Origin of the sequence: Bacillus sp. NPDC094077 (assembly GCF_050279465.1) — a bacterium.
In the GTDB taxonomy this organism is placed as follows: Bacteria; Bacillota; Bacilli; order Bacillales; family Bacillaceae_G; genus Bacillus_A.
Map to the genome: position 1 here is coordinate 915,855 of NZ_JBNNUF010000001.1, position 13,554 is coordinate 929,408.

Here is a 13,554-nt window from a genome sequence, read left to right on the forward strand (position 1 = left end):
TTATCGGCATCATATTTGGCATTTGATTGTTATCCATTATCGGCATCATATTTGGCATTTGATTGTTATCCATTATCGGCATCATATTTGGCATTTGATTGTTATCCATTATCGGCATCATATTTGGCATTTGATTGTTATCCATGATTGGCATTATGTTTGGTATTGGGTTATTATCCATGATTGGCATTATGTTTGGTATTGGGCTATTATCCATTATCGGCATCATATTTGGTGGTTGATTGTTATCCATGATTGGCATTATGTTGGGCACTTGAATATTTGGCGGTATTACTTGTGGGATAACTACATTTTCTTTCGATACATTTGGTGATATTATGTTCCCTACATTTTCTTTCTTTACTTGCGGTGATACTATGTTTCCTACATTTTCTTTCTTTACTTGCGGTGATACTATGTTTCCTATATTTTCTTTCTTCACTTGCGGCGCTACTATATTCCCTACATTTTCTTTCTTCACTTGCGGTGATACTATATTTCCTACATTTTCTTTCTTCACTTGCGGTGATACTATATTCCCTACATTTTCTTTCTTCACTTGCGGTGACACTATATTTCCTATATTTTCTTTCTTCACTTGCGGCGCTACTATATTCCCTACATTTTCTTTCTTTACTTGCGGTGATACTATATTTCCTATATTTTCTTTCTTTACTTGTGGTGATACTATATTTCCTATATTTTCTTTCTTTACTTGTGGTGATACTATATTATCTTTTTTTGTTTGCGGAGAAATGATATTGTTAGGTTTCATTTTATTAATTTGAGGAGCAATTAATTCGCTTCCTTTTTTAATTACATCTGAAATTTTATATTCTTTTTTCGGTTTTATTGGTGGTTGTGGCGGTTGTGGTAATACATTAACCGAAAACTTCGTGTTTTCTTTTTCCGCCGGTTTTTGTTTTTCTATAACAGGTGGTTTTTGAATGACAGACGGTTTTTCAACTGGTTTTTCTTTTTGGATTGGCTGTTCTTTTTGCACCTCTTTTTGCGGTTTCACCTGTACTTCTTTTTGTGGCTTCACTTGCATTTCCTTCTGCGGTTCCACCTGTACTTCTTTTTGTGGTTTTACTTGCATTTCCTTCTGCGGTTCCACCTGTACTTCTTCTTGTGGTTTTACTTGCATTTCCTTCTGCGGTTTCACCTGTACTTCTTTTTGTGGTTTTACTTGCACTTCTTTCTGTGTTTGTTGCATAGCTGGCTGCTGCGTAATTGGTGCTGATTGATACGTAACTTCTTCCTCATCTTCTATTCCAAGTGGCTTTGGTGTTGCTGCAAATTCTTTTTGCTGCACCTCTTTTACGTATTGTTTTGGAGGTGCTGAACCTGCTCCAACATGTTGTTTCACGTGGACGCTGCTTGATGGTACTTTAATTTTCATACCTGGCATGATTAAATCTGGATTACTAAGTTGTGTGTTTGTTTTTTTCAACGTATCAAAATCCACTCCGTACTTTTTCGCAATTTTCCAAAGGGTATCCCCTTTTTGCACGATATGAATTTTCAAATTTTCCCCCTCCTGTATAACTTATCTATAAGTAACAAACTTCATGAAGTAACACTTTCTAAAGAACGTTAACCTTTTTTCACTTTTATCACTTCTTCTATTTTCAATATCATTCACAGTGGAATAAGCATAAAAAAATTACAATGATTTCTTCAAAACAATGTATGCCCATTTCGTTCTCGTTATGATTATATGTATGAAAAAAAGCAACGGGAATACCGTTGCCTCAAACACGCTCTAACATACGATTTAATGCAAGAACTGCTTCTTCCGTTACTTGTTTATCTACGCTAATCACGTTAATTTCTTCTCCTCTTTCTACCGTTTCAAGCGCCCATAATAAGTGCGGCAGATCAATTCGGTTCATCGTTAAGCATGGACACATAAATGGATTAAGTGAAACAATTTCTTTATCTGGATGTTGCTGAATAATTCGGTTCACTAAATTCATTTCCGTACCAATTGCCCATTTACTTCCAGATGGGGCCGATTCAATCATGTCAATAATATATTTCGTTGATCCTGCATAATCCGAAGCAGCTACAACTTCATAGCAACATTCTGGATGTACAATAATATTCATATCCGGATGATTTTTTCTTACGTTCTCAATGTTTTTCACTGTAAAGTTTTGATGAACAGAACAATGCCCTTTCCATAAAATCACTTGAATTTCTTCTATAGCTCCATCGTACTCTAATGAATCTGTATGCGGGTCCCATACTGCCATTTTATCTAACGGAATACCTAACTCGTACGCTGTATTTCTTCCTAAATGTTGGTCTGGTAAAAAGACGAGCCGCTCTTTTTGTGTAAACGCCCAAGATACCATTTGTTTTGCATTAGAGGAAGTTACTGTTGCTCCGCCATTACGACCGCAAAACGCTTTAATTGCAGCTGTAGAGTTTACATACGTTAACGGAATCATTGTATCTCCAAATAATTTCGTGAGCTCTTTCCACGCTCTTTCTGTTTGTTCAATATCTGCCATATCCGCCATTGAACAACCTGCGCGCATATCTGGTAAAATAACGATTTGATCATCTGTCGTTAACATATCTGCTGTTTCTGCCATAAAGTGCACACCACAAAACACAATATATTTTGCTTCTTTGTTACTCGCTGCAACTTGCGCAAGCTGAAGTGAGTCCCCTGCTGCATCAGAAAATTGTACGACTTCATCTTTTTGATAATGATGCCCTGGAATAAATAGTGTTTTCCCCATTTTTTCTTTAATTTCACGAACACGATTTTCCATATCTTCCGTTGACATCGTGTAATAACGCTCTGGTAACATCGTTTCAATTGGCTGTACTTTTTCTAAAATACTCATATACCTTTCTCCCCCTCTAAGCCACTTTCCTTACGCTTCAATATTGAAACTAATATCAAGTGCTTTCACTGAATGCGTTAACGCTCCAAGTGAAATATAATCTACCCCTGTTTTTCCGTATTTCGATAAATCTTCAATTGTAATGCCCCCTGAAGCTTCCGTAACGATGGCGCTTGGCACAATCTTTGAAAACTCTCGAATTTCATCTGGCGTACGGTTATCGAACATAATAATATCTGCACCAGCAGCTACTGCCTCTCTCACTTGCTCCTCAGTTTCTGTTTCTACTTCTACTTTCACCATATGTCCTAATTTTTCTTTCACCGATGTAACAGCTTTTGTAATAGAACCAGCAAAAGCAATATGATTGTCTTTAATCATGACACCGTCATATAAACCGAAGCGGTGGTTAAATCCACCTCCGCACACGACTGCATACTTATCAAACATACGTAGCCCTGGCATCGTTTTTCGCGTATCGCAAATGCGTGTATGACTGCTATCTAACGCAAGAACAGCTTTATGCGTCATCGTCGCTATCCCGCTCATACGCTGAATAACGTTTAATATAACGCGCTCTGCTGTTAATAACGATCCGATTGGCCCTTGCACAGTTGCGATTATTTCGCCTTTTTCTACAAGATCCCCATCTTTTTTATGAAGCTCAACTTCAATTCTCTCATCAATTAACTTAAATCCTTCTTTAATTACTAAACGTCCCGCAAAGACCCCTGTATCCTTCGCAAGAAACGTTCCTTGCGAAAGTAAATTGTCTGGAAAAATAAGCTGAGATGTTACATCTCTTTCTCCTATATCTTCTAGAAAAAATCGATTTAATGCTTCTTTCACTTTTATCGTGTTCATAAAGCCCATCTTCCCCTCATCACACAAGTTGTAGTTTTCTTTTTACTCGAACGATCTCTTTTTTTACGCTACTTCTTTCGGGATAATCACTTCGATAATGACCACCAATGCTTTCTTCTCTTTGCAAAGCTGATACGACTATAAGCTCACAGACTGTTAACATATTAATGAGCGTTATCTCTTCATTTGTAAGAGCATCATGTTGTAATATCATATTTCGAACACCGTACTTACTAAGCCGTCTCTTCGCATAAGATAAACTTTGCTCTGTTCGCACAATCCCAACATAGTTCATCATACATTCTTGTATCTCTTCTTTCGCCGGTAAATGATTCAGAACGATAAACTTTTCTTCCTCCTCGGCTAAAGTGTTCACTCTTTCTTTTGTCGCCCTAGATAGAATGTGTTGTCCGATTCTTTTTCCAAATACAAGACCTTCTAATAATGAATTACTTGCTAACCTATTTGCGCCGTGAACACCATTACAAGCTACTTCACCGACTGCGTATAAATTTGGAATGGACGTCTCTCCATCACAGTTCGTTTTCACGCCGCCCATATGAAAATGAGCACCGGGTACGACGGGAATAAGTTTTTCATTTATATCGACACCATTCTTTTTACATAATGATGTTACGGTCGGAAAACGTCCTTCGAAATTTTGGATAGATTCGATATTTAAATACACTTTTCCACCCGCAAAAAGCTGTTCATGAATTGCTCTTGCCACTACATCACGCGGAGCGAGGTCATGACCAGGATGTATATCCATCATAAAACGCCGTCCTTTTCCATTTATAAGGACAGCTCCTTCACCACGGACTGCTTCAGAAACAAGGCCACAGCATCGCCCGCCCGCGTATAACATCGTCGGATGAAATTGTATGAACTCTAAATCTACGAGCTCTCCACCTGCGCGGTACACCATCGCAAGTCCATCACCTGTAATTGCCTCGTCATTAGAAGTAAATGCGTATAAACCGCCAATCCCACCTGAAGCTAACACCGTATAATTTGCATCGTAACGCTTCATCTCTCCTTCACTATTTCGCGTTAAAACTCCAACACATTTATCGTTTTCTATAATAAAATCGAGCACCATTTCCTTTTCCAATACCGTAACGTATGGAGCTACTTCTTGAATGAAATGCTCTAATAAATTCTTTCCTGTTGCATCGCCACCTGCATGTAAAATACGACGTTTTCGATGTGCCCCTTCTTTTCCAAGATGAGGACCTGTTTCATCTCCATCAAATTTCATTCCATTTGCAATGAGGTTATTTATTTCTTTTGGCCCCTCCTCAACTAAATAACGGACCGCTTCTTCATTGTTATAACGACAGCCTGCCACTAACGTATCTTCAAAATGATCATTCGGATTGTCATATGTAGCAACCGCTGCTGCAATTCCACCTTGGGCTAAATGTGTATTATTATTGCGTTCTGTTCCCTTTGTGATAATAATCACATTCTTTTCGTGACAAATCTCTTTCGCAACACGAAGTGCCGCAACGCCACTTCCAATAATTAAGACATCTGCACTTGGCATAATTGTTGCCTCCCACTTTACACTTTTCAACTGTCTTGACACCTATATTTACATAGTTTTAAAATAATGACAAGAGTTTTTTTATAATTCTTAGCTACCATTTAAAAAATACAAGAAAGATAACTCTTACTAGAGAGAGGAACTTACATGATGATATATCTTGACTATGCAGCTACTACACCTATGAGTGAAGAAGCGCTACAAACATATATGAAAGCAGCAACACACTACTTTGGAAATGAACAAAGTTTACATGATATTGGAGGAACGGCCTCTTCTTTATTACAAGTTTGCAGAAAAACATTTGCAGAAATGATTGGTGGAAAAGAACAAGGAGTGTTTTTTACAAGTGGCGGTTCAGAATCTAACTATCTTGCGATTCAATCACTTCTAAATGCTAGAAGTGGGAAACATGTTATTACAACACCTATGGAACATGCATCCATTCGAAGTTATTTTCAATCTTTAAAATCGCAAGGCTATACAATCACTGAAATTCCTGTTGATAAAAGCGGACTCATTCATTTAATAGATTTAGAGGCAGCTATTACAGAAGATACTGTTCTAGCAAGTATACAGCACGGAAACTCTGAAATCGGAACCGTTCAAAACATTACAGGAATCGGAACACTATTAAAAAAATATAATGTTTTATTTCATACGGATTGTGTTCAAACATTTGGTAAACTTCCTATCGATGTTTTTGAGATGGGGATTGATAGTCTTTCTGTTTCAGCACATAAAATATACGGACCAAAAGGTGTCGGTGTGTGCTATATAAACCCGCAATCTCGCTGGGAACAAGTATTTCCGGGAACTTCTCACGAAAAAGGGTTTCGCCCAGGTACAGTGAACGTTCCTGGCATCGCTTCTTTTTTAACAGCCGCAGAACAGATAATAAAAAATCAACAGGAAGAGAGTTTGCATTTTAAAGAGTTACGATCCTACTTTTTAGAGCAATTTCAAACACTTCCGCTAGAAATTAAAGTAGAAGGTCATTCTACTTCTTGTTTACCACATATTATTGGGGTTACAATAAAAGGAATAGAAGGTCAGTATACAATGCTAGAATGTAACCGCCGTGGTATTGCCATTTCCACTGGAAGTGCTTGCCAAGTTGGTAAACAAGAACCTTCGAAAACAATGCTTGCAATTGGAAAAACGTATGAAGAGGCAAAACAATATGTCCGCTTCTCTTTTGGACGACAAACAACGAAAGATCAAATTGATACTACTATTCATGCACTACACACAATTGGAAATCAATTTTATAGAGGTGTTAAATCATAATGAAACAAAATGAACAAAAAAAGATTTTAGGTGAAGAAAGACGACAGCTTATCCTTCAGTGGCTTCTTGCTGCAAATGAACCGTTATCAGGAAGTGAACTATCTAAAAAGACAAATGTAAGTAGACAAGTTATCGTGCAAGATATTTCCTTGCTTAAAGCAAGAAATGAACCAATTATTGCGACTGCTCAAGGGTATTTATATTTAAAACCACAAGCGAAGCAACAAACTTTTGAACGCGTAATCGTATGCCAACATAAACCAGCAGAAGTACGTCAAGAACTTACAATGCTTGTTGATCACGGTGTTACGATTAAAGACGTAAAAGTTGAGCATCCAGTATACGGTGACTTAACGGCATCCATTATGGTAAGTAATCGCTTTGATGTAGAGCAATATTTACAAAAAATCGAAAACACAAATGCCTCTTACCTTTCACAACTAACAGATGGTATTCACTTACATACAATTGAAGCAGATTCAAAAGAAAAGTTAGATGCCGCTTGTGAGGCACTAGATCGAGCTGGATTTCTCGTTTATTAATGTAAAGCACAGAGTTTTTATCATTCTCTGTGCTTTTTTAGTGATATAATATTGAAATCAATTGTAAAGGAGATCAACTATGGGAATTGAACTCGTTCACTTTAGCATTGGCAAACCGAAACAAATGAAATATAGCGAAGATAAAGAAATGATTACTGGTATATGTAAAGAACTTACCGAAGAAGCTTTCCTCTCAAAAGATGGCTTCCTCGGCGATGATGTAGCAGATTTAAAACACCACGGGGGACCTGATCGCGCAGTTTGTGTGTACCCACACGAGCATTATGCACTATGGGAAGAGGAATTTCAAACTACGCTTCCAGCTTCCACATTTGGCGAAAACATTACCGTAACAAATATGTTAGAGCGTGATGTTTGCATCGGAGATACATATCAACTAGGTGAAGCAATCATCCAAGTGACACAAGCTCGCGTACCTTGTAGCACTATTTCAAAACGTCTTGGCATCCCTGGCATTTTGCCGCGTATTGTAGCAACCGGATATACTGGCTACCTATGCCGCGTTCTTCAAGAAGGTATTGTACGTAAAGATTCTAAAATCACATTACTAGAACGTCAACCGAGCAATGTTTCTGTTCTTTTCTCTAACGAAATCTATTTCCATAATCGAAAAGATAGAGATGGCATTGAGAAGATTCTTGCTGTTCCAGAACTAGCTGATGTTTTGCGTGGTCAGTTAGAGGATCGTCTTGTGAAGTTAAAATAAAGAATCCCACCTTTTGCAGGTGGGATTTTATTAATCTATTAAAAAGTATACTAGTCAATGAAATGATATTGACGATTAGACAAATACCAACATTCCATCCACGTCTTACAACCAATAAGAAGAATAACTCCCCAGCACAGTAACAGAAAAACCGAGTGCTTCAAGTTCCATCGTTACGCCTGGCAATAATACGTCATCGTATGCTTTATCGACATCGATTAAGAAAAAGTAATTTCCAAGACCTGTTTTCATTGGACGCGATTCGATTTTTGATAAGTTTAATTTTCTCCATGCGAAAGCTGATAACACTTGATATAGTGCTCCTGCATAATCAGCAGGTAACGTTATCATAAGCGTCGTTTTCTCTCCGCGGTTTTCTCCGTTATTTGGGAGTATTGCTTTCTTTTTCTTATGGAGCACTAGGAATCGTGTATGATTGTTTTTATGCGTATGAATACCACGTCTTACAATGGTTAATCCGTATTTTTCTGCGGCTGCTTCATTTGCAATGGCGGCGATTTTTTCTGCAGGATGTTCTTTCACATATTGCGCAGCAGCACTTGTTGATGTCATATCTCGAACGGTTACCCCTTTTAATTCTTCATTTAAAAACTTATGACATTGTGCAATAGCATGCGGATGAGAATGTACCGCATATACTTCTTCCCACACTTCTGCATACTGCGGATGTACAAGTAGATGCTGCTGAATTGGTACTGTAATTTCTCCTACAATAGAAAGCGGCTGCTCATGTACGAGGTAGTCGATCGTTATGTTTACTGAACCTTCAATCGCATTTTCTAACGGTACAACTGCGAAATCTACATTTTCATTTGCGGCTGCATCTATACAATCTGGAATCGTTCGATACGGTACATGCTCTGCTTCCGGAAAAAAACGACTCACCGCCATATTTGTAAATGTTGCTTCTGGTCCTAAATATCCTACTCGAATCATCGTCTTTTCCCCTCTTTTTCGTTTTCTTACTGTTATACCATACTTTTTTATATTCTTCTATGTAAATTTCGAATATTTAAAAAAGACTAGCATTCGCTAGTCTAAATGTTTCCTATACTCTCTTTGAGCGAAGAAGAAATAAATGATGCATGCAGTAATGTAAAACAGAATAAACAAGCCAACTCTTCTTAATGATCCATCCATAAAGAGCGTATTATGAAACGTATATAACGCAACTGCACTATGCATACTCCCTACTATAATTGGCGCAAAAAATAGCATACATAATTGCCAACGAGAAATCTTCCACACTTCTTCCTTCGTCATTCCAAGTTTAGAAAGCGCACCATACTGCTTTCGATCCGATTCAATGTTATGAAACCATTTAAAATATACGATACTACATGAAGTAAGAAAGAATAATATACTAATGAATGAGCCTACAAATAGAGTTATATCACCGAACTCTTTCATATTCACATATAACTCCATATTACTTCGAAACGCATCATTTGTATCTTGTTTCATATGTTTCCGTAAATCTGCATTTAATCCTTTCGTATTTTCGATATTTGGCAATGTGTAGCCTCTATATATCATTTTTTCAGAATCCGGAATTGTATTTGCTATACTGTCAAAATCTTCATCATTCATAACGAAAAACAGGCCATTAATGTACGAAGGGTGGTAGTTAAATTGTACCCCTTCTTTCTGACCGTTAAATGCGAATGGATACGTTTGATTCATTACTTGTAATTGAATCTCTTTTTGATCATATACATTCGGATGATTCCGTTTATTATAATAAACAAGTGTAACTGTTCCTTTTTTAGGATGATACGTTTTCTGTTTTTGCTTTCTTGCCTCTTGATTGTATTCACTTTCCTTTATAAGCGGCGTTACTTCTGTTTCCCCCTTATTGGACTGAAAAGATGCATACATTCCAACAAAACTCATAGATTGAAAATCATTATACCCATATTGGTGCAATAATTTTTCAACCGTACCTTCCGCAAAGACTTCATGAGAAGAAGTACCTTTTTCTATGTAAGAAAATGAGTGCACTCCCCCGCCCCGCCACATATCTTGCATACCTGAAAAATATAAAAACACCGTACCTGTCGCCGTAACTACAAACGTCGTTGCCATAGACATCAGAAAGAAAAAGCGACTATTTTCCTTCATTCGATGTGACAATTGATTCACTATAAATAAATACGGATATGTATACATAATCTTTTTATTTCGTTTTATCATTGCTAATACTTGTGTAACGCCGTGTGTAAATGAGAAATACGTTCCAAAAGAGATTAATATAACAACAGGAAAAAAGTATAAGGCTATCGTTGGCATCGTCACTTGTAGCGCTAACGCATATCCCGTCCCTAAACAAGCAAATCCGAATAAACAAAGCCAATTCGATGTTTTTCTTTCTCTTTTATCTGTTCGAAATTCTTTTAATAACCGAATGATTTTTATATTCCATATACATAAAGCACTTATAAAAGATAAGACAATAAATACGACCATATATGTAACAAACGTTACACCAATCGCTCTCACATCAAATATGACAGTGAGTTCTTTCGGAAGGCGAAGTAACATACTAAATACCATAAAAAAGAGTTTTAAAAAAATCATACCAAGCCCAATACCAAATATATTAGCAAATATCCCAATCAACATTTGCTCGGTCATAATTACTCCTATTACGTTAGACCTCGTCGCTCCCATTAACATATATAGTCCTAATTCTTTCTTACGCGCTTCTATGAAAATAGAAGTAGAATACAAAATAAATATAACAAAAAAAGAAATAATTATAACATTACATATGATAAGCCCCCAGCGTACGTTTTGATACCACATCGTTTCTTGCATATACGGATGCACAATGACAGACATATATGCGTAAGAAGCAAATATCGCAAAACAACTGCTTAAGAAAAACACTTTATAATTACGCCAATTCCCTTTTATATTTTGCAGCGCTAGTTGCCGAATGTTCATCTATCGTCCTCCTGTAACTTACTACATAGGCAAAAAGCTAGAGGTTTCCCTAGCTTTTTACGTGTTTTAAATATCCTCTTTGCGCAATCATAAAGTAAATGGCAGAAGCTAAGATGTATGCTCCAATTACAATCGCACCTGATTTCCATAAATCGATATAAAGCATATTCCCTAACGTATAAAGAGCAAATCCACTATGAATTGCACCGATTATAATCGGGATAAAGAAGATAACGCCCATTTGTCGAATTGCAATTTTACGGATTTCCTTATCAGTCATACCGATTCTTTTCAATGACTTAAATTGAATACGATCTTGTTCTTTATCATTAAACCATTTAAAGTATGTCATACTACAAGCGAAGAAGAAGAAGAGTACTGCTACGAAGAAACCGATAAACATTGTGATTGCTCCACCTTCTCTTATATTTTTATAAGCAAACACTGAGTTTCTCAATTCTCCTTGCTTTTCTGGTGCAATTTCCTTTTTCAAATCTAGCACAAGATCTTCGGTACTTTTCCAATCTTCAATATAATAACCATAATATTTCGTCTTTTCTTCATCTGGTACAAGCTTTGCATATTTCTCAAAGTCTTGATCATTCACAATAAGATATTCGCTATCGTTAAAAACAGAATATGACGTTGGCTCATTTAATTGAACAGACTGCTTTTGTCCGTTAATTGTAAATTCATACGGTTTCGTACGATCTATTTTCATAAGTTCATTTGCTGCATCAACCATAACCATCGTCGCACTACCTGGTGCATTATGAACCTCTGTAATTTGCTCTTTCTTTTGTTCACGCACTTCCGCATTATATTCTTTTTCTGAAACAATCGTCATAGGTACTTCACGTTCACTGTTAAACAACATTATTTTCTGCGTTGCAGGTAGTTTTACGTAGGTTACTTTTCGTGCATCTTCAAACCCATGTTTTTTTACAATCTCTTGTACTTTTTCTTCATTAATAAGGCTATGCGTATTTAATCCCTTTTCCTCATATGAAATAGCATGTGGCGTAAGCTCTATCGTTTTCGCACTCATATTTTCAAAATATACATAAAGCGTACCTACTGCTGAAGAAACAACCGCCGTAATGATAGAAATGATAAATAGAAAACGAGCATTATCTTTCATTTTATAAATAAGATTGCTAAGTACGAACATATTTGGGTATGTATAAAAAGATTGTTTTCGTTTTTGCAATGCTTTTAATACAACTGTACTTCCTTGTGTAAATAGTAAATACGTTCCGCCAATGGTCAATCCTACAATTGGTAAGAAATATATAATAAAATTCATAATGGTTACTTGGAAACAAAGAACATATGCAGCAATAATACATCCTATACCGGCTACACATAACCATGTAAATGCAAAAGGCTCTACTTTTTGTTTTCTTGCTTCTCTTAATAAATCAATAATTTGCAAGCGCCCTACTGTCCAAACACTAAACAATGATAGGATTAAAAAGAGAATAAAGTACACACCAGCTGTAATAAGAACTGCTTTACTATTCCATACGAGCGGTAGTGTTTTATCAATTTTTAGTAATACACTCAGTGCTTGGAAAAATAGTTTTGAGCAAAGCATGCCAATTCCAATACCTGCTACAATGGCAATACTACCTAACATAAGTTGTTCTAATATAATCATTCTGCCCAGTTGAGACTTCGTTCCGCCTATTAACGTTAATAAGCCAAACTCTTTTTTTCTTGCTCGTAAAAACGTTGAATTTGCATATAAAATAAAGAGTGCTGAGAAGATAACTACGATATAATTCATTGATTCTAACCCTTTTGTAATCATCGTTTTCATACTAATATTACCGCTTACGACATCTGGATGATAAATGAAGGAAGCATACATGAAAAATACTACGATTGATAAACAACTACTAATAAGAAAGGCTTTATAATTACGCCAATTTCCTTTTACGTTATTAAGCGCGAGCTGGCGAAAGTTCATGATATTCTCCTCCTAGCATCGCAAGTACGTCCAAAATCTCTTGGAAAAAGGCTTGCTTCGTTCTTCCTTTATGTATTTCCGAGAAAATTTCTCCATCACGTATGAAGAGAATGCGTTCGCAATAACTAGCCGCTACTGGATCGTGCGTTACCATTGCAATTGTCACTTTCTTTTGCTCATGTAAATCTTGCAGAGCACCCATTAATGATTTCGCAGACTTAGAGTCTAAGTTTCCTGTTGGCTCATCTGCTAAAATTAATGTTGGATCATGAATAATTGCTCTCGCTGCTGCTGCGCGCTGTTGTTGTCCCCCAGACACTTCATATACTTTCTTATTTAAAATACCTTCGATGTTTAAAAACTTCGCAATTTCAAGTACTTTCGTATCAATTTCATTTACAGATTTCTTCGCCATTACAAGCGGTAAAATAATGTTTTCTTTAATGGATAACGTATCAAGTAAGTTGAAATCTTGGAAAATGAATCCTAAATGTGTACGGCGAAACTCCGCTAATTTTGCAGCACGCATTTGATTAATTTCTTCACCATTTACAAGTACATGACCTGAAGTTTGCTTATCAATTGTCGCTAATAAATTTAAAAGTGTAGTTTTTCCGCTTCCTGAAGGCCCCATAATTCCTACAAATTCGCCTTCTTCAATTTTAAAATTTATATCATGTAAAGCAGTCGTCGCTACTGAACCTTTCGATTGGTACACCTTCGTTAACCCTTTTACTTCAAGAACACTCATTTCTAATCCCCCTATGTGTTTTCTTCTTACA

Annotated in this window: 11 protein-coding genes; 3 read left to right on the top strand and 8 right to left on the bottom strand. The window is 36.6% G+C overall.

The features are described 5' to 3' along the window. The 4 genes from safA to nadB form a co-directional block, all read right to left on the bottom strand. The coding region (gene safA, locus ACQKNR_RS04800; protein WP_427315731.1) for a SafA/ExsA family spore coat assembly protein at window positions 1–1,528 on the bottom strand (1,528 nt) is incomplete at its 3' end. A 226-nt stretch (window positions 1,529–1,754) separates the two neighbouring features. Further along, the gene (gene nadA / locus ACQKNR_RS04805; protein ID WP_427315733.1) at window positions 1,755–2,861 is read right to left on the bottom strand and encodes a quinolinate synthase NadA; all 1,107 of its coding nucleotides are present in this window, start codon (window positions 2,859–2,861) and stop codon (window positions 1,755–1,757) included. 30 nt (window positions 2,862–2,891) lie between these two features. Then, the gene (gene nadC / locus ACQKNR_RS04810) at window positions 2,892–3,725 is read right to left on the bottom strand and encodes a carboxylating nicotinate-nucleotide diphosphorylase (protein WP_427315735.1); all 834 of its coding nucleotides are present in this window, start codon (window positions 3,723–3,725) and stop codon (window positions 2,892–2,894) included. 19 nt (window positions 3,726–3,744) lie between these two features. Further along, complete coding sequence (gene nadB / locus ACQKNR_RS04815) at window positions 3,745–5,274, bottom strand: L-aspartate oxidase (RefSeq protein ID WP_427315737.1); 1,530 nt, start codon at window positions 5,272–5,274, stop codon at window positions 3,745–3,747. 147 nt (window positions 5,275–5,421) lie between these two features. Here nadB and ACQKNR_RS04820 point away from each other — a divergent pair, with 147 nt between their 5' ends. The 3 genes from ACQKNR_RS04820 (at window position 5,422) to ACQKNR_RS04830 (ending at window position 7,833) form a co-directional block, all read left to right on the top strand. Further along, entirely contained in the window at window positions 5,422–6,564 is a 1,143-nt protein-coding gene (locus ACQKNR_RS04820) for an IscS subfamily cysteine desulfurase (RefSeq protein WP_427315739.1), read from the top strand. Next, entirely contained in the window at window positions 6,564–7,106 is a 543-nt protein-coding gene (locus tag ACQKNR_RS04825; protein ID WP_427315741.1) for a transcription repressor NadR, read from the top strand. Before ACQKNR_RS04820 ends, ACQKNR_RS04825 begins: the two co-directional genes overlap by 1 nt. A 79-nt stretch (window positions 7,107–7,185) precedes the next feature. After that, a complete protein-coding gene (locus tag ACQKNR_RS04830; protein ID WP_427315743.1) occupies window positions 7,186–7,833 on the top strand; it encodes an MOSC domain-containing protein in 648 nt (215 codons plus the stop codon). A gap of 105 nt (window positions 7,834–7,938) precedes the next feature. Here the strand turns inward: ACQKNR_RS04830 and pheA are convergent, their stop codons facing one another. The 4 genes from pheA to ACQKNR_RS04850 all read right to left on the bottom strand — a co-directional run bounded on the left by pheA (window position 7,939) and on the right by ACQKNR_RS04850 (window position 13,523). Next, complete coding sequence (gene pheA / locus ACQKNR_RS04835) at window positions 7,939–8,790, bottom strand: prephenate dehydratase (RefSeq protein WP_427315745.1); 852 nt, start codon at window positions 8,788–8,790, stop codon at window positions 7,939–7,941. A gap of 96 nt (window positions 8,791–8,886) precedes the next feature. Beyond that, window positions 8,887–10,800 (bottom strand): FtsX-like permease family protein, encoded by a 1,914-nt coding sequence (locus ACQKNR_RS04840; protein WP_427315747.1) that lies wholly within the window; start codon window positions 10,798–10,800, stop codon window positions 8,887–8,889. Between the two features lie 49 nt (window positions 10,801–10,849). Beyond that, window positions 10,850–12,772 (bottom strand): ABC transporter permease, encoded by a 1,923-nt coding sequence (locus ACQKNR_RS04845; protein WP_427315749.1) that lies wholly within the window; start codon window positions 12,770–12,772, stop codon window positions 10,850–10,852. Further along, complete coding sequence (locus ACQKNR_RS04850; protein WP_427315751.1) at window positions 12,747–13,523, bottom strand: ABC transporter ATP-binding protein; 777 nt, start codon at window positions 13,521–13,523, stop codon at window positions 12,747–12,749. The genes ACQKNR_RS04845 and ACQKNR_RS04850 overlap by 26 nt, the downstream gene beginning before the upstream one ends. Window positions 13,524–13,554: the final 31 nt, after the last annotated feature.